Annotated in this window: 20 protein-coding genes; 12 read left to right on the forward strand and 8 right to left on the reverse strand. The window is 51.8% G+C overall.

The window, feature by feature from the left end:
- Positions 1–57 precede the first annotated feature (57 nt).
- The 8 genes from fliL to rcsA all read left to right on the forward strand — a co-directional run bounded on the left by fliL (position 58) and on the right by rcsA (position 5,045).
- Entirely contained in the window at positions 58–525 is a 468-nt protein-coding gene (gene fliL, locus WB371_RS15455) for a flagellar basal body-associated protein FliL (RefSeq protein ID WP_336220929.1), read from the forward strand.
- Positions 526–529: 4 nt separating this feature from the next.
- Positions 530–1,534, forward strand: a complete 1,005-nt coding sequence (gene fliM / locus WB371_RS15460) for a flagellar motor switch protein FliM (protein ID WP_336220930.1) — start codon at positions 530–532, stop codon at positions 1,532–1,534.
- Positions 1,531–1,944: a flagellar motor switch protein FliN gene (gene fliN / locus WB371_RS15465; protein ID WP_336220931.1), complete on the forward strand. Its 414-nt coding sequence runs from the start codon at positions 1,531–1,533 to the stop codon at positions 1,942–1,944. Before fliM ends, fliN begins: the two co-directional genes overlap by 4 nt.
- Positions 1,944–2,321, forward strand: coding sequence for a flagellar biosynthetic protein FliO (fliO, locus tag WB371_RS15470; protein ID WP_336220932.1), 378 nt, complete (start codon positions 1,944–1,946; stop codon positions 2,319–2,321). Before fliN ends, fliO begins: the two co-directional genes overlap by 1 nt.
- A complete protein-coding gene (gene fliP / locus WB371_RS15475) occupies positions 2,321–3,058 on the forward strand; it encodes a flagellar type III secretion system pore protein FliP (RefSeq protein WP_336220933.1) in 738 nt (245 codons plus the stop codon). The genes fliO and fliP overlap by 1 nt, the downstream gene beginning before the upstream one ends.
- A 9-nt stretch (positions 3,059–3,067) precedes the next feature.
- Positions 3,068–3,337: a flagellar biosynthesis protein FliQ gene (gene fliQ / locus WB371_RS15480; protein ID WP_336220934.1), complete on the forward strand. Its 270-nt coding sequence runs from the start codon at positions 3,068–3,070 to the stop codon at positions 3,335–3,337.
- 8 nt (positions 3,338–3,345) lie between these two features.
- Complete coding sequence (fliR, locus tag WB371_RS15485; protein ID WP_336220935.1) at positions 3,346–4,140, forward strand: flagellar biosynthetic protein FliR; 795 nt, start codon at positions 3,346–3,348, stop codon at positions 4,138–4,140.
- A 281-nt stretch (positions 4,141–4,421) separates the two neighbouring features.
- Positions 4,422–5,045, forward strand: a complete 624-nt coding sequence (gene rcsA / locus WB371_RS15490; protein WP_336220936.1) for a transcriptional regulator RcsA — start codon at positions 4,422–4,424, stop codon at positions 5,043–5,045.
- Positions 5,046–5,100: 55 nt separating this feature from the next.
- Here the strand turns inward: rcsA and dsrB are convergent, their stop codons facing one another.
- Complete coding sequence (gene dsrB, locus WB371_RS15495) at positions 5,101–5,289, reverse strand: protein DsrB (protein ID WP_336220969.1); 189 nt, start codon at positions 5,287–5,289, stop codon at positions 5,101–5,103.
- 130 nt (positions 5,290–5,419) lie between these two features.
- Between dsrB and yodD the strand changes: the two genes are divergently transcribed.
- Both yodD and WB371_RS15505 read left to right on the forward strand, forming a co-directional pair.
- Positions 5,420–5,647 carry a YodD family peroxide/acid resistance protein gene (yodD, locus tag WB371_RS15500; RefSeq protein ID WP_336220970.1) on the forward strand — a complete coding sequence of 76 codons (228 nt, stop codon included), beginning with the start codon at positions 5,420–5,422 and terminating at the stop codon, positions 5,645–5,647.
- Positions 5,648–5,939: 292 nt separating this feature from the next.
- The gene (locus WB371_RS15505; RefSeq protein WP_336220937.1) at positions 5,940–6,761 is read left to right on the forward strand and encodes a mannosyl-3-phosphoglycerate phosphatase-related protein; all 822 of its coding nucleotides are present in this window, start codon (positions 5,940–5,942) and stop codon (positions 6,759–6,761) included.
- Here WB371_RS15505 and dgcQ read toward each other — a convergent pair.
- The 3 genes from dgcQ to WB371_RS15520 form a co-directional block, all read right to left on the reverse strand.
- Entirely contained in the window at positions 6,752–8,446 is a 1,695-nt protein-coding gene (gene dgcQ, locus WB371_RS15510; RefSeq protein ID WP_336220938.1) for a cellulose biosynthesis regulator diguanylate cyclase DgcQ, read from the reverse strand. The genes WB371_RS15505 and dgcQ overlap by 10 nt on opposite strands.
- A 123-nt stretch (positions 8,447–8,569) precedes the next feature.
- On the reverse strand, positions 8,570–8,752 hold the full coding sequence (locus WB371_RS15515; RefSeq protein WP_336220939.1) for a YodC family protein: 183 nt from the start codon (positions 8,750–8,752) through the stop codon (positions 8,570–8,572).
- 76 nt (positions 8,753–8,828) lie between these two features.
- Positions 8,829–9,746, reverse strand: coding sequence for a DUF808 domain-containing protein (locus tag WB371_RS15520; protein WP_336220971.1), 918 nt, complete (start codon positions 9,744–9,746; stop codon positions 8,829–8,831).
- A 171-nt stretch (positions 9,747–9,917) separates the two neighbouring features.
- Here WB371_RS15520 and yedA point away from each other — a divergent pair, with 171 nt between their 5' ends.
- Positions 9,918–10,838: a drug/metabolite exporter YedA gene (yedA, locus tag WB371_RS15525; protein ID WP_336220940.1), complete on the forward strand. Its 921-nt coding sequence runs from the start codon at positions 9,918–9,920 to the stop codon at positions 10,836–10,838.
- Here the strand turns inward: yedA and WB371_RS15530 are convergent.
- From WB371_RS15530 to drpB, 4 genes are read right to left on the reverse strand one after another with little or no spacing between them, the layout of a single operon-like run.
- Complete coding sequence (locus WB371_RS15530; protein WP_336220941.1) at positions 10,830–11,297, reverse strand: very short patch repair endonuclease; 468 nt, start codon at positions 11,295–11,297, stop codon at positions 10,830–10,832. The genes yedA and WB371_RS15530 overlap by 9 nt on opposite strands.
- The gene (locus tag WB371_RS15535; RefSeq protein ID WP_336220942.1) at positions 11,278–12,711 is read right to left on the reverse strand and encodes a DNA cytosine methyltransferase; all 1,434 of its coding nucleotides are present in this window, start codon (positions 12,709–12,711) and stop codon (positions 11,278–11,280) included. Before WB371_RS15535 ends, WB371_RS15530 begins: the two co-directional genes overlap by 20 nt.
- 50 nt (positions 12,712–12,761) lie before the next feature.
- Positions 12,762–13,460, reverse strand: coding sequence for a phosphohydrolase (locus tag WB371_RS15540; RefSeq protein ID WP_336220943.1), 699 nt, complete (start codon positions 13,458–13,460; stop codon positions 12,762–12,764).
- A 42-nt stretch (positions 13,461–13,502) separates the two neighbouring features.
- Positions 13,503–13,781 carry a cell division protein DrpB gene (gene drpB, locus WB371_RS15545; RefSeq protein WP_336220972.1) on the reverse strand — a complete coding sequence of 93 codons (279 nt, stop codon included), beginning with the start codon at positions 13,779–13,781 and terminating at the stop codon, positions 13,503–13,505.
- Between the two features lie 639 nt (positions 13,782–14,420).
- Between drpB and ompC the strand changes: the two genes are divergently transcribed.
- Positions 14,421–15,599, forward strand: coding sequence for a porin OmpC (gene ompC, locus WB371_RS15550; protein WP_336220944.1), 1,179 nt, complete (start codon positions 14,421–14,423; stop codon positions 15,597–15,599).
- Positions 15,600–15,856 lie beyond the last annotated feature (257 nt).

Consider the following 15,856-nt stretch of genomic DNA (forward strand, 5'->3'; position numbering starts at 1 on the left):
GTCAGGACACGGGATAATCAGCCCATAAGCTGTACCGAAACAGGAAGCCCGTATCAGATGACTGATTCCGCGATTAGCAAAAAGAGCAAACGCTCAATTTGGATCCCACTGCTGGTAATCATTACCCTCGCCGCCTGCGCCACCGCAGGCTATAGCTACTGGCGTATGCAGCAGCACCCAACCTCGGCCGCCAGCGAGCAGCCGCCGCCACCGCCCGCGCCGGTGTTCTTCCCGCTGGATACCTTTACCGTCAATCTGGGCGATGCGGATCGCGTACTGTATATCGGCGTAACGTTGCGTCTGAAGGATGAGGCGACTCGCGCACGCCTGAATGACTACCTGCCGGAGGTCCGTAGCCGTTTGCTGTTGCTGTTCTCTCGTCAGGACGCCGCAGTACTGTCGACCGAAGAAGGTAAGCAAAAACTGATCGTGGCAATTAAAGAGACGCTTTCTCCTCCGCTCGTTGCCGGACAACCTAAGCAGGACGTCACTGACGTGCTGTATACAGCTTTCATTCTGCGGTAAAGACATGGGCGATAGCATTCTCTCTCAGGCTGAAATCGATGCGCTGTTAAACGGTGACAGCGAGACTAAAGACGAGCCGACTCCCGGCATCGCGGACGAAAGTGACATTCGCCCGTACGATCCCAACACCCAGCGTCGCGTGGTGCGTGAACGTTTGCAGGCGCTGGAGATCATCAACGAGCGTTTTGCGCGTCAGTTCCGTATGGGGCTGTTCAACCTGCTGCGCCGTAGCCCGGACATCACCGTGGGCGCGATACGCATTCAGCCGTATCACGAATTTGCCCGTAACCTGCCGGTGCCGACCAACCTGAACCTGATCCATCTGAAGCCGCTGCGCGGCACAGGGCTGGTGGTGTTCTCGCCAAGTCTGGTGTTTATCGCCGTTGATAACCTGTTTGGCGGTGACGGTCGTTTTCCAACCAAAGTGGAAGGCCGCGAATTTACGCACACCGAGCAACGCGTGATTAACCGCATGCTGAAACTGGCGCTGGAAGGCTATAGCGACGCGTGGAAAGCTATCCACCCACTGGAAGTGGAGTATGTGCGTTCCGAGATGCAGGTGAAGTTCACCAACATCACCACCTCGCCGAACGACATTGTGGTCAATACCCCTTTCCACGTGGAGATTGGCAACCTGACCGGCGAATTCAACATATGTCTGCCGTTCAGCATGATTGAGCCGCTGCGTGAGCTGCTGGTCAATCCGCCGCTGGAGAACTCGCGCCATGAGGATCAGAACTGGCGCGACAATCTGGTGCGTCAGGTTCAGCATTCCGAGCTGGAGCTGGTGGCGAATTTTGCCGATATTCCGTTGCGCCTTTCCCAGATATTGAAGTTACAACCCGGCGATGTGCTGCCGATTGAAAAACCAGACCGCATTATTGCTCATGTGGACGGTGTACCTGTACTGACCAGCCAATACGGCACGGTTAATGGTCAGTATGCCTTACGCGTAGAACATTTGATTAACCCGATTTTGAATTCGCTGAATGAGGAACAGCCCAAATGAGTGACATAAATAATCCGTCTGATGAGAACACCGGCGCATTGGACGATCTGTGGGCTGACGCGTTGAACGAACAAAAAACTACCCCGGCGAAAAGCGCTGCCGATGCCGTTTTCCAGCAGCTTGGCGGTGGTGACGTGAGCGGCACCCTGCAGGACATCGACCTGATCATGGATATTCCGGTCAAACTGACCGTCGAGTTGGGCCGTACGCGCATGACGATTAAAGAGCTGCTGCGCCTGACACAGGGCTCCGTCGTTGCGCTGGACGGTCTGGCGGGTGAGCCGCTGGATATCCTGATCAATGGTTATTTAATCGCCCAGGGCGAAGTGGTGGTGGTAGCGGATAAATACGGTGTGCGTATTACCGACATCATTACCCCGTCCGAGCGTATGCGCCGTCTGAGCCGTTAATGATGAAAACCCAGGCCACTGTTCAACAGCCGTCTGCCGTCCCTGGCTCACCTTTGATGCAGGTCAGCGGCGCGCTGCTGGGGATAATCCTGCTGATTCTCGCGGCAGCCTGGGTCATCAAACGTCTGGGTTTTGCGCCAAAAGGTGGCCGTGCGCGTGGATTGAACGTCTCCGCCAGTACTTCGCTGGGTCCGCGCGAACGCGTGGTAATCGTTGATGTCGAGGATGCTCGCCTGGTGCTCGGCGTGACAGCGTCAAATATCAATGTGCTGCACACCCTCCCCCCGGCCCAGATTGTGCCTGAAGAGACGCCGTCAGCACCGGCGGATTTTCAGGCCATTATGAAGAGTTTGCTTAAGCGTTCCGGGAGATCCTGATGCGCCGTATGTTATCCCTTTCGCTCGCCGCGTTGTGGCTTATCAGCCCTGCCGCGCTGGCGCAACTTCCCGGTCTCGTGAGCCAGCCGCTGCCTGGCGGCGGACAAAGCTGGTCACTTCCCGTTCAGACACTGGTGTTTATCACCTCGCTGACCTTTATTCCGGCTATCTTGCTGATGATGACCAGTTTTACCCGCATCATCATCGTCTTTGGTCTGCTGCGCAACGCGCTCGGCACGCCGTCCGCCCCGCCAAATCAGGTACTGCTGGGACTGGCGCTGTTTTTAACCTTTTTCATCATGTCGCCGGTCATCGATAAGATCTATGTCGAGGCGTATCAACCGTTCAGCGAAGAAAAGATTTCAATGCAGGAAGCGCTGGATAAGGGTGCGCAGCCGCTGCGGGAATTTATGCTGCGCCAGACGCGTGAAGCCGATCTGGCGTTGTTTGCCCGCCTGGCGAATAGCGGCCCGCTGCAGGGGCCGGAAGCCGTACCTATGCGCATTCTGCTGCCAGCCTATGTGACCAGCGAGCTAAAAACCGCGTTCCAGATAGGTTTTACGATCTTCATTCCTTTCCTGATTATCGATCTCGTGATCGCCAGCGTGCTGATGGCGCTGGGGATGATGATGGTTCCACCAGCCACCATTGCGCTACCGTTTAAACTGATGCTGTTTGTGCTGGTTGACGGCTGGCAGCTTTTAGTGGGTTCACTTGCGCAAAGTTTCTACAGTTAGAGGCGAACAATGACCCCCGAATCGGTGATGATGATTGGCACAGAGGCGATGAAAGTCGCCCTTGCGCTTGCCGCCCCTCTGCTGCTGGTTGCTTTGGTGACTGGCCTTATCATCAGTATTTTGCAGGCCGCTACGCAAATTAATGAAATGACGCTGTCGTTTATTCCCAAAATTGTGGCGGTGTTTATGGCGATCATCGTTGCCGGTCCGTGGATGCTGAATTTGCTGCTGGATTATGTGCGCACGCTGTTCACCAATCTGCCGTACATCATCGGATAAGACGATTTATGTTGCAGGTGACCAGCGATCAATGGCTGCAGTGGCTGAGCCTCTACTTTTGGCCGCTGCTGCGCGTGCTGGCGCTCATCTCGACCGCCCCTATTCTCAGTGAGCGCACGGTCCCCAAACGCGTCAAACTTGGGCTGGGCTGTATCATTACTTTCGTCATTGCCCCCTCGCTGCCTCCGGTAGATGTGCCGATTTTTTCATTTGCCGCAGTATGGCTGGCGATGCAGCAAATCCTGATAGGTATCGCGCTGGGCTTTACCATGCAGTTTGCCTTTGCGGCTGTGCGAACTGCAGGTGAAATAATTGGCCTGCAAATGGGATTATCCTTCGCCACCTTTGTCGATCCGGCCAGCCACCTGAACATGCCGGTTCTTGCCAGAATCATTGATATGCTGGCGATGCTGCTGTTCTTAACCTTTAACGGCCACCTGTGGCTGATTTCACTGCTGTTCGATACCTTCCATACGCTACCTGTCGGCGGTGATCCCGTGAACAGTAATGCGTTTCTGGCCCTTGCCAGAGCGGGAAGTCTTATCTTCCTTAACGGGTTGATGCTGGCGCTGCCGGTGATCACTATGCTGTTAACGCTGAACCTGGCGCTAGGATTATTGAATCGAATGGCCCCTCAGCTATCAGTATTTGTTATTGGTTTCCCTTTAACGCTGACGGTAGGGATATCGTTAATTGCGGCATTAATGCCATTGATTGCCCCTTTCTGTGAACATCTATTTAGCGAAATTTTCAATTTATTAGCCGATATCGTTAGCGAATTGCCCGTCAATAATAGTCCATAATATTTACCCTGTTATTCTAAGGATTATCCTAAAGTCGTTCAGTAAAAACATCTACCAGGATAACGCCGGCGTGCTTTATTTGTTTTTATCTCACTCACATAACACAACATTTACTTTACTTTAAGACAATTCCAGGCAAATTATACGTAACTTTACGGGATAGTAAGTCCGCCTGAAAAACCGCAAACGCGTCTCATTAGGTGAAGCATTATGTCCCTTTTAGTTGTGATGAGATATTCAGGTAAGGGGAATTATCGTTACGCATTGAGTGAGGGTAAGCCATGTCAACGATTATTATGGATTTGTGCAGTTACACCCGGCTAGGTTTAACCGGGTATCTGGTAAGCCGAGGGGTGAAAAAAAGGGAAATCAACAATATCGAAAGCGTTGATGAACTCGATATCGCTTGTGTTACGCACCAGCCTTCTGTGGTGTTTATTAATGAGGACTGTTTTATCCATGATCCAGCCAACAGTCAGCATATAAAGCAAATCATTAATCAGCATCCCAACACGTTATTTATTGTTTTTATGGCAATTGCCAATGTTCATTTTGATGAATATTTATTAGTCAGAAAAAATTTATTGATCAGTTCTAAATCAATAAAACCTGAATCACTGGACGAGCTCCTTGGCGATATTCTGAAAAAAGAGACAGATGCTGCAAGTGTAATAAATTTACCAACGTTATCATTAAGCCGAACCGAATCGAGTATGCTGCGCATGTGGATGGAAGGCCAGGGGACTATTCAGATTTCGGATCAAATGAATATTAAGGCTAAAACGGTGTCATCCCATAAGGGGAATATAAAACGAAAGATAAAGACGCATAACAAACAGGTTATCTATCATGTCGTCAGGCTGACCGACAATGTGACGAACGGGATATTTGTTAACATGCGATGAGACGTCCCGACTGGTGGATGTCCCACCAGCCGGGTTTATACCGTCCGTCGCAACCCTACTCTATCTTTTCCACAAAAATACCATCCTGATGCCCTGACTCATTGAAGAACCAAATGCCGAGCGGGTAGTCTTCCAGCGAAACCAGGTACATTGTGCCTTCACTAAACTCTTCTACTGCCAGTACCACGCCTGGACGACGAGGACCGCCGTCCGTTTTGACTGTGACCCGATCATTCACCTTCATCATTATCCTCCTGTGGCTTTGTGCCAGTGTAGAACAAAAAACGCAGCCTGACAGCGACCACCCGACTCGATTGCGGGTTTTCTCAACGGTCTATACTTAGTCTGTAACACGTTTGATGGAGAGGTTAATGATGAAGACCGCAAAAGACTACAGCGAAACCGCGAAACGCGAAGTCAGCGTCGACGTTGACGCGCTGCTGGCTGCGATCAATGAAATCAGTGAAAGCGAAATTCATCGTAGTGGAAACGATCCTGACAAAGTCAGCGTGGATGGACGCGAATACCATACATGGCATGAATTAGCCGAAGCGTTTGAACTGGATATTCATGACTTTAGCGTAACGGAAATTAATCGTTGAGCGGGACGAAAAAAATCCCGGCCCTGACGGGTCGGGATCAAACTTGCTTATGCAAGAAGCACTTGAAAATTCGTTACACCAGGAAATCTGATGTGTCATCAACCTTATCTGCAATTATTTTGCATGACAAGCAAATATTTTTTTGATGAATGATTAATCCTGTTAATGGTTGTGAGCAACGAGCCATCGATGCTCACTTTGACGGGATCGATTCCCTTTCCGCCTCCTGCGAACATCGTTGGTTTTAGGATTTTTCCAGGGTGTGTGGTGTTTCAGATAACGGAAAAAAAACATGCTTTCACTTGATGATCCTCTGCTGATTTTTACCGATCTGGATGGCACGTTGCTGGATAGTCACACCTATGACTGGCAACCCGCCGCCGCCTGGCTCGCGCGTCTGCGTGAGAAAGGCGTTCCCGTTATCCTCTCAAGCAGCAAAACGGCGGCAGAAATGCTGCAGATCCAGAAGCAGCTCGGTTTGCAAGGCTTACCGCTCATTGCGGAAAACGGCGCGGTGATTGAGCTGGACAGCCGCTGGCACGCTCATCCTGATTTTCCACGACTGATAACGGGCGCTTCCCATGACGAAATTAGCGCTGTGCTAAATAAACTGCGCGAAAGAGCGCAGTTTAAATTCACTACCTTTGATGATGTCGATGAGTCAGCCATCGCCGAATGGACCGGATTGACGCATGCTCAGGCCAGCCTGACGCGCCTGCATGAAGCGTCGGTCACCCTTATCTGGCGTGACAGCGACGAGCGCATGGCGGAGTTTAGCCGACAGTTGGACGACGTGGGACTGCAGTTTGTTCACGGTGCCCGGTTCTGGCACGTTCTGGAGAGTTCAGCGGGGAAAGATCATGCGGCGAACGGGTTGATTGACCGGTATCAGCGACAGTGGAAAAGACGGCCCGTCACCGTTGGCCTCGGCGATGGCCCGAATGACGCGCCGCTGCTGGAGGCAATGGATTATGCCATCATTGTCAAAGGACTGAACCGGGAAGGCGTGATTCTGCGCGGTGGAGAGACTCCGCAGGTTTACCGCACGCAACATGAAGGCCCCGAAGGCTGGCGTGAAGGCATGACGCACCTTTTCCCACCACCTTATACCTGATCCGCTACGCATACCCGGTTACGCCCTGCCTGTTTTGCCAGATAGAGCCTGCCGTCCGCCAGTGACTGGAGGTGTTCGAAATCGTAATCGTCGGTTTCCTGCGAGCCACTGACACCGAGCGAGGCGCTGATCCGTATGGTTGTGCTTTTCGCCACCAGGATCTCTTTTTCATTCAATCGCTGTCGGATCCGTTCAGCAATGCGTTCGGCCTGGGCCAGCGAGGTTTCCGGTAGCACCACGCAGAACTCCTCTCCTCCTACGCGTCCCGCCACATCATAAGTTCGCAGCGTACCGCTGATGAGTCCCGCCGCATGCGTCAGGACGCGATCTCCGGCCTGGTGACCAAAGCGATCGTTAATGCTTTTGAAATGGTCGAGATCGATTTGAATGACCGACAGCGGTTGTTTTTGCGCGCGGCAGCGCAGTGCCAGTTGTCGGGCTTTTTCAAACAGCGCGCCACGGTTATATAACCGGGTCAACGTATCGTGCCATGCCTGCCACTGGAGCGAGCTTTGCATAACAAACATATTGCTGACCATATGGCGAATGACAATCCAGGAGATGATCAGCATCGCCGTAAACAGCACCCATAGCAGCGCCAGCGCGATGCTGATGCTGCCGAAATCCCCCTGTACGCCTTCACTTAAGGTATGCACTCGCACCAGAACACCATCGAAGTGGTCCAGTCGCGCCCAGCTAACGTAACGGCTACCCATACGCAAGCCGCCATAGGTATCCTGTTCAATGTCATGCGCAAGCAGCGCCTGCTCGCGCTCGTCGAAAATGTTCGTATTTCGTAGTGCCTGAGTTGAAGCGGCTATCATCTTCAGTTTGCTGTCGTAGAGCTGGTATTCACCTTCCACATTCTTATCAATGGCATCCTCCATGAATCGCTCTATCGAGGCGACAGGGATTGTCATGGCCAGCACACCGGACCAGTAGTGGTTGTTATCCAGCGGCACACTGACGGTGACGCGCTGCTGGTCTTCGCCAGGCTGCGGCGACATCGTGGTAAACCAGCGCACGCCGCGCATGCGGTTCTGGCGTTGCGACTGCCCGGTAAACCAGGGTTGTATAACGTAGTCGTAGTAGCGGGAGGTAATCTCGCTGGAGCGTTGCGTGGGTTGGGTGGAAAGGTAAAAGCCGGCACGCGACACGTACATCACTTGCTGTGACATAGAGGTCTGCGTTTGCGCCAGACGCATCAAATACCCGACTTCCAGCGCGGCGGTCAATTCGTTATCCAGTGAGTCGCTCTCACGGGAGAGCACCTGGGTTTGGTTCACAAACTCGTCGGATACGCCGTTCAGCGGCAACGTTCTTCGCTTATCCAGCTCAAGCTGCCAGACGCGCGAATCGCGCAATTGCTCAAAATGCGTGACGGCATCTCTTAAGGCAGAAAACCCCAGCGGCGTCACCAGCGCCTCATGCATCCCATTACGCATAAAAAGCAGTTTGTCGACATTGAACTGCAGTTGCTTGTCCAGCGCGTTGGCAACATTTTCCAGATGATTGCGTTGACTGGAGATATAAGCATCTTCCAGTACAACAACTTCACGCCAGGTCAGCAGGGTTGAAAAGATCATGACGACCAGAAAGCAGAGGTTTACGACGTGGCCGGGGCCAAATCGGCGCGCTAACATTTTCAGCCAGCCCCAGTTTTCCATCGATGTTTCGTGCGGCACGCTGACCACTCCCTACTCATTATTGCTTTCCTAATTCTGGCATAACTCAGTACGTTACGTATGGGTGCCGTCATTCATTTTTTCATAAAAGAAAACGCCCGACATCTGCCGGGCGCTGAACTTTTAGATCTCTTCACGCAACCGTCTGGCCTCACCAGAAACGAGTTCATTCTCATGGAATGCCTCTCGCTTGACGCCAAACCCATCATACCACCGACATTCCACCATACCGCTGGAATAACCGGTAACAATCATGCGCGGTCCACCCTCTTTCACGGTAACTTCCTCACTGACCAAAAAGACCATGCTGCCTCCTGTATCAAGTGAAACATGTTCACCTTAGACGAGGTTAGCCGGTTTTGCGTAATACTCGGGATGACATTTAGTGCGCAACACCACGCACCCGTGCTACAACTTTGACCAGACTGACGACGATGGCGCCGATGATAAAACCCAGCACCAGATTCAACAGCGTTGGCAGAATCATAGCAATCACCACGCTCTGCTGCTGAGCAAACGTTTCGATGGCATGATGCAGCGGCGCAATGCCATGCACAACGATACCCCCACCCACCAGAAACATGGCCAGCGTCCCCACCACCGACAGGAATTTCATCAACCACGGTGCGACCACCAGCAGTCCTTTACCCAACGCCTGCGCCAGCGCACTGGTTTTCTCTACCAGCCAGTATCCCATGTCATCCAGCTTCACAATCAACCCGACCAGGCCATAAACGCCAACCGTCACAACGAGAGCAACACCTGACAGCACCAGAACCTGGTTAAGTAAGGGCGCTTGCGCCACAATCCCCAGCGTTATCGCCACGATCTCCGCAGAGAGAATAAAATCGGTTCGCACTGCGCCCTTAATTTTATCTTTCTCAAAGGCCAGAGGATCCTGCGCGGCCAGGGCTTCCAGACGCTGTTGACGCTCGGCAGGGTCTTCTTTGTGTTTGCGGGACTCGAAAGTGTGCAGCACCTTTTCGACGCCTTCAAAACAGAGAAATGCGCCCCCTATCATCAACAGCGGCGTAATGGCCCAGGGAATAAACGCGCTAATAAGCAGCGCTAACGGTACCAGAATGACTTTGTTGATGAACGACCCTTTCGCCACGCTCCAGACCACCGGCAGCTCGCGATTCGCCCGAACCCCCGTCACCTGTTGGGCGTTAAGCGACAGATCGTCACCCAGCACGCCAGCGGTTTTTTTCGCGGCCAGTTTTCCCATCATCGAAACATCGTCCAGCAACGTGGCAATATCATCGAGCAATGTCAGTAAGCTACTTCCTGCCAAAATAATTCCCTCAATTTTTTCTTATTGAAGCGTTAAGTATGGAGTAAAACGCGCCAGGCTGAAACTGACGTTATTCGTCAACGGCTATTTAACAATATGCGCCAATTATATCGCTCGCCAGTACGATAGTTTTCGCGTTTACTGTGTGCCTTAATAAAGTCACTCACGTGAGGGATTATGCGTTTCAGGCAGTTATTACCACTCTTTAGCGCGCTGTTCGCGCTGTATATCATTTGGGGTTCCACCTACTTTGTTATCCGTATTGGTGTCGAAAGCTGGCCACCGCTGATGATGGCTGGCGTGCGCTTTCTTTCGGCTGGTTTTTTGTTAATCAGCTTTTTACTGCTTCGCGGACATAAACTGCCCCCGCTTCGCCCGCTGCTGAACGCAGCGCTGACTGGCATTTTATTGCTGGCTGTCGGCAACGGTCTGGTGACGGTTGCGGAACACCAAAACGTCCCCTCCGGCATCGCTGCGGTCGTGGTGGCGACCGTTCCACTGTTTACCCTGTGCTTCAGCCATTTCTTTGGTATCAAAACCCGTAAGCTTGAGTGGATGGGCATTGCGATTGGCCTTGCCGGGATCGTGATGCTCAACAGCGGCGGGAATTTAAGCGGTAACCCATGGGGCGCTATTTTGATCCTGATTGGCTCGATCAGTTGGGCATTTGGCTCCGTGTACGGCTCACGAATCACCCTGCCGACCGGAATGATGGCGGGCGCGATTGAAATGCTTGCGGCCGGAATTATCCTGATGTGCGCCTCGCTGTTCAGCGGCGAAAAACTGGCTACGTTACCCTCGCTTTCGGGTTTCCTGGCGGTTGGTTATCTGGCTGTATTTGGCTCCATTATCGCCATTAACGCCTATATGTATCTAATCCGCAATGTCAGCCCTGCGCTGGCGACCAGTTACGCGTACGTGAATCCCGTTGTCGCGGTTTTACTGGGAACGGGGCTTGGCGGTGAACGTCTGGCGCTGATTGAGTGGCTGGCGTTAGGGGTTATCGTTTTTGCAGTGGTGCTGGTCACGCTGGGCAAATATCTTTTCCCGGCGAAACCGGTTGTCGCGCCAGTGAATTCGGAAAAGACATCACAATAAATGCATGCCCTGAGTGTCGATCTGCGCGGACGGCCCGCCGCCGCAGATCCACTCTTCCAGGCGTTCTGCCAGCGCGACGTCGCTCAGTTTCTCACGCCCGCGTAACGCGCACTCCCAGACAATCAATACGCGCCATCCGAGCGCCTGTAAGCTCGCCACATCACGGCGATCGCGCTCAACGTTTTTGCCTATCTTCGCCAGCCAAAAATCGGTACGCGTGGCCGGGACTTTAAACAGATAACAGTGATGCTGATGCCAGAAACAGCCGTGGGTAAAGATCACGCACTGATAGGCGTCGACGACAAAATCGGGCCGCCCTGCAAGCGCGGCATCCTGAACACGAAATGTTATGCCTTGCTCCGTCAATAAACTGGCAAGACGTTTTTCAATCGCTGTATCGCGGGTCGCAATGGCCCGCATGTTTTTACTGCGCGTTGCCTTATCGTGAACGTCCGCCATCACCGATCCCTTGCTGGCGCAATGCAACCGCCTCGTGGATTTTCTCTTCCAGAAGGCTTGCCACGGCGGCGAATGCAGGCACCACCACAGAGTTGCCAAACTGGCGATAGGCCTGAGTATCGGACACCGGAATACGGAACTGATACCCCTGCGGCGCTTCAAACCCCATCAGACGCGCGCACTCTCTTGGCGTTAAGCGCCTTGGCCGATGCTGCTGGTTTTGCGGATCGTCGAAGTTCGCTTCACCTGTGGCAAAATTCCAGCCGCGATCCACCAGGATTTCAGCGCCATCTTTGTAATAGCGTGCGGAAAGCGTGCGCGTGACGCTATCCGGATTTGAAGGATAGACCATGCCATAGCCAAAACCATTACCTTTCGCCTGATGCTTTTTGGCGTAACGATAGAGATATTTCCACAGCACCGGGGTCAGCACATATTTCGCTTCCACGACCGGCTCAAGCAACTCCGCAAGCGTAATGCGACGCTGGGGGTAGCGCGTGACAATATCCCGCAGGGTAAAATCGCCCTTCAGATTGAGATCGCGACGAAAGCCCACCAGCACGATGCGTTCGCGGTGCTGTGGCAGGAAATGTTTGCCATCAATGATTTTTGGATCGTCCGGCCCGTTATCCCTGGCGTCCGCCACGTCATAGCCCAGCTCATCCAGAGTTTGCATGATGATGCGAAACGTTTTGCCCTTATCGTGACTCTTCAGGTTTTTAACATTTTCCAGAACAAAGATGGGCGGACGGCGGGCATCAATAATGCGTACGACATCAAAAAACAATGTCCCCTGCGTATCACAGGCGAAACCGTGGGCGCGTCCCAGTGCATTCTTCTTTGACACGCCTGCGAGCGAAAACGGCTGACACGGAAAGCCCGCCAACAAAACATCGTGCGGCGGCACATGCTGGCGAATATGCTCTGCCGCCTCGCTGTCGCTGACACCCTCGCGATGGCTGAGTGTGATATCACGAATGTCTTCATTAAAGTGGTGGCTCGCCGGATCGCAGTAGTAGTTGGCTTTATAAGTGCGCACCGCATGTTTGTTCCATTCGCTGGTAAAAACACACTGACCGCCAATAGCTTCGAAGCCACGGCGTATGCCGCCAATACCCGCGAAAAGATCGATAAATCGAAAGGCATAGTCAGGATGATGCGCCGGCGGCGTGGGAAGCAGGGTTTGCAGAGAGACAAGTTCCCGTTCACTTAACCGGTGCCAGGCTGAGGACTTCGCCACAACACGCTTTAAAATGGCCGGGCTCCAGTGGTTCTCACCCATTCCGTTCAGATGCGCCACCAGCGTTTTTACATCATATATTTCTAACAGCTTCGCCAGCAGCGCCTGAGCTACGTCTGCGCTGTCGTCTGTGGTGGCTACCAGCGAACCTGTAAGCGAAAGATTTTGCTGCATATCGTCAACCGACCAAAAAAGTGTGTCGTCAGGTTAACATAAAATTGGTCTCACGAGTGGCCTGGGCTAAACGCGCGAAGCACCGCCGGGTCGACAGACTCATACTCCCCTTTCAGCTCTGCGCTGAGCTTTGCCATATAGCCTACCAGGAAACCGGCATTGTGCAGCGCTAACTCCCGCCCTCGCGCCGTTTGCATGGTGTCAGGCAGGGCAAGCAGTTTGGTTTGAAAGTGATCGAGGGCGTATTGTTTATCGTCGAGTTGTCGCTGTTGGGCAAAGGGGTCTTCCGCGTCAAACAGCGCCACGCCGAGCGCGCCGGATACCGCAAAGACGCGCGCCAGCCCAATCGCGCCCAGCGCCTCCAGCCTGTCGGCATCCTGAACGATTTTCGCTTCCAGTGTCTGTGGGGCAATATTAGCGCTAAAACTGTGGGCTTCAATGGCATGACAAACCGATGACAATCGGGATTCGGGGAACGCCGGGAAGTCGGAGGCAAAAATACGACGGGTTTCAGCCGCCGCCAGCACAGATGAGCGTTGCCGCGCCGGATGATTCTTGGGAAGACTGACGATGTCGTGAAAATAACAGGCAGCCAGCACAACGAGTTCATCCACCTTCAGCCCGACGCTCAGTTGCCGGGACGTTGCCCAGACGCGGCGAAAATGAAAGATATCGTGAGCCGCATCCTGCTGGTTGTGATGGCTGAGCAGCCACGCTTCAAATTGCGATTGCCAGTACTGAAGTTCCACATTGCCTCCCGTAGGTGATGAAGGGCTACAGTAGCAATTTTTTCAGGCTTCTTCACGCCATGGACGACGTGGACGCGTGTACCAGGCAATGCCGCCGAGGATTAGACCAACCACACCCAATACCAAAAACCCCAACAAGGCTCCCATCCATTTCCCACTCGTAGAAACCAGTTCGTTATCAAATCCCGCAACCGGAATCGACTGGATATGGTTGATGACCCACGCATAGCGGATCATCGCCCAGACAAAATAGGCGCAAAAAGCGTAAAACACCCACAAGGCCAGTTTCCCACCCAGGCTACGTGTCGTTTTTTCTTTCATACCGCTCAAAAGAAACTCCCTTTTTGTAATGTCAATCAAATAAATTTTAAGCCATTTCTTGTGAGTTTTGTCACGTTTTTTTCAGTTCAGTATGCCGTCTTGCTCCTGACAATCATTGATCTTACATATCTGTTGATGATGTAAATATCTGACCTGCGTCACCAAAGCGCGCTTTTACTCCTTGATGAATAAGACATGTCTCAATGACCATTCATTTTTCATTTCCTGGATAAATAATATGTTCATTACTTTGGCGACGCCTGTTTTATTTTAACCATGTCATTATTATGACGTCACTGGTCTTTCATCCTTAAATGGACTTTCTTCAATAACCCCCCATTTGCTTAACATCCCTCCAGGCGCGACCAATGTCCTTTCTCACCGCAATAAATACAAATTATTAATATTAACCACAGACACATAAATAATTTATATAAAATCATAAATAATATAAATGATTGGTAACTAAATCATATAGCATGAAGTATATAAAACCAAAAATAAACATTTAGAAATATTTTAAATATAATTGTTACATGTTTATTTTAAAATAAAATGAACTCAATCGAATATTATCAAAACGTGCTCTTCTGGGAGCAGCACTCATTCACAAAAATTATTATCATAAGGGAATACATAATGAAAAGAAAAGTACTGGCAATGCTTGTTCCGGCATTACTTGTTGCAGGCGCAGCCAATGCGGCAGAAATTTATAATAAAGATGGCAATAAACTGGATCTGTATGGAAAAGTAGATGGTCTGCACTACTTCTCTGATGATACAGGTAATGATGGCGATCAGTCTTATGTCCGTTTAGGTTTTAAGGGCGAAACCCAGATCATGGATCAAATGACCGGTTATGGTCAGTGGGAATATAACGTCCAGGCAAATACGACGGAAAGCGACCACGGTAATTCCTGGACCCGTCTTGGCTTTGCCGGCCTGGGTTTCGGCCAGAATGGTACTATTGATTACGGTCGTAACTATGGTGTGCTCTACGATGTCGAAGCGTGGACCGATATGCTGCCGGAATTCGGTGGCGACGCCTACACTCAGACTGACGTCTATATGCTGACCCGTACCAATGGCGTTGCGACCTACCGCAACAAAGGCTTCTTCGGTCAGGTTGATGGTCTGAACTTTGCTCTGCAGTACCAGGGTAATAACGAGAGCGCAGGCGCGGGTGAAGGCACCAACAACGGTAACGCAGCCCGTAAACTGGCAAAAGAAAATGGCGATGGTTTTGGGATGTCGACGTCTTATGACTTTGACTCTGGTTTCAGCCTGGGCGCCGCTTACTCTTCCTCTGATCGCACCAATAACCAGGTCGCTCGTGGCGCATCCGATCGTTACCACAGCAACAGCTATGCCGGTGGCGAAAAGGCTGATGCCTGGACTGTTGGTGCTAAATACGATGCAAATGATATCTATCTGGCGGCAATGTATGCAGAAACTCGCAACATGACGTCTTACGGCAGCGGAGATGGTGTATCAGGTGGTATCGCCAATAAAACCCGTAACTTTGAAGTTGTAGCGCAATATCAGTTTGACTTCGGCCTGCGTCCTTCTGTCGCTTACCTGCAATCCAAAGGTATCGATTTAGGTGGTCAGGATACCGACAGAGACGGTAACCCACGCTACACTGACAAGGATCTGGTCAAATATGTTGACGTGGGTATGACCTACTACTTCAACAAAAACATGTCCACCTACGTTGATTACAAAATCAATCTTCTGGACAACGACGACAACTTCTACGCAGACAATGGCATTGCGACCGATGACATTGTTGCCCTGGGTTTAGTCTATCAGTTCTGATACCCGGTATGATTCCAGGCCCGCTTCTCGCGGGCCTTTTTGTCTCTGACATCTAACCTGGTCTTCAGCTTATCGCCATTTTCTCTTATTCAGTCAGCCAGCAAAGACAGCGGCCTATGCCTGGTCAATCTCAACGAGGTGATGTGGTGCTCCGCGCGCGGAGGGACTTCCGGATAGATGTGCGTGACACACGTCCACTATGTTATCGGTGTGGTAATACCAACCGGTTCTGGATCTAAGTTTCCTTGCCCCGCGGG

The sequence above is a fragment of the Citrobacter amalonaticus genome (assembly GCF_037053465.1).
Lineage (GTDB): Bacteria > Pseudomonadota > Gammaproteobacteria > Enterobacterales > Enterobacteriaceae > Citrobacter_A > Citrobacter_A amalonaticus_H.

Bases quoted from the DNA above. Each gene is read 5' to 3' on its own strand.
- fliL (WP_336220929.1), top strand. From the start codon at position 58: ATGACTGATTCCGCGATTAGCAAAAAGAGCAAACGCTCAATTTGGATC.
- fliM (WP_336220930.1), top strand. From the start codon at position 530: ATGGGCGATAGCATTCTCTCTCAGGCTGAAATCGATGCGCTGTTAAAC.
- fliN (WP_336220931.1), top strand. From the start codon at position 1,531: ATGAGTGACATAAATAATCCGTCTGATGAGAACACCGGCGCATTGGAC.
- fliO (WP_336220932.1), top strand. From the start codon at position 1,944: ATGATGAAAACCCAGGCCACTGTTCAACAGCCGTCTGCCGTCCCTGGC.
- fliP (WP_336220933.1), top strand. From the start codon at position 2,321: ATGCGCCGTATGTTATCCCTTTCGCTCGCCGCGTTGTGGCTTATCAGC.
- fliQ (WP_336220934.1), top strand. From the start codon at position 3,068: ATGACCCCCGAATCGGTGATGATGATTGGCACAGAGGCGATGAAAGTC.
- fliR (WP_336220935.1), top strand. From the start codon at position 3,346: ATGTTGCAGGTGACCAGCGATCAATGGCTGCAGTGGCTGAGCCTCTAC.
- rcsA (WP_336220936.1), top strand. From the start codon at position 4,422: ATGTCAACGATTATTATGGATTTGTGCAGTTACACCCGGCTAGGTTTA.
- dsrB (WP_336220969.1), bottom strand. From the start codon at position 5,289: ATGAAGGTGAATGATCGGGTCACAGTCAAAACGGACGGCGGTCCTCGT.
- yodD (WP_336220970.1), top strand. From the start codon at position 5,420: ATGAAGACCGCAAAAGACTACAGCGAAACCGCGAAACGCGAAGTCAGC.
- WB371_RS15505 (WP_336220937.1), top strand. From the start codon at position 5,940: ATGCTTTCACTTGATGATCCTCTGCTGATTTTTACCGATCTGGATGGC.
- WB371_RS15515 (WP_336220939.1), bottom strand. From the start codon at position 8,752: ATGGTCTTTTTGGTCAGTGAGGAAGTTACCGTGAAAGAGGGTGGACCG.
- yedA (WP_336220940.1), top strand. From the start codon at position 9,918: ATGCGTTTCAGGCAGTTATTACCACTCTTTAGCGCGCTGTTCGCGCTG.
- WB371_RS15530 (WP_336220941.1), bottom strand. From the start codon at position 11,297: ATGGCGGACGTTCACGATAAGGCAACGCGCAGTAAAAACATGCGGGCC.
- WB371_RS15535 (WP_336220942.1), bottom strand. From the start codon at position 12,711: ATGCAGCAAAATCTTTCGCTTACAGGTTCGCTGGTAGCCACCACAGAC.
- drpB (WP_336220972.1), bottom strand. From the start codon at position 13,781: ATGAAAGAAAAAACGACACGTAGCCTGGGTGGGAAACTGGCCTTGTGG.
- ompC (WP_336220944.1), top strand. From the start codon at position 14,421: ATGAAAAGAAAAGTACTGGCAATGCTTGTTCCGGCATTACTTGTTGCA.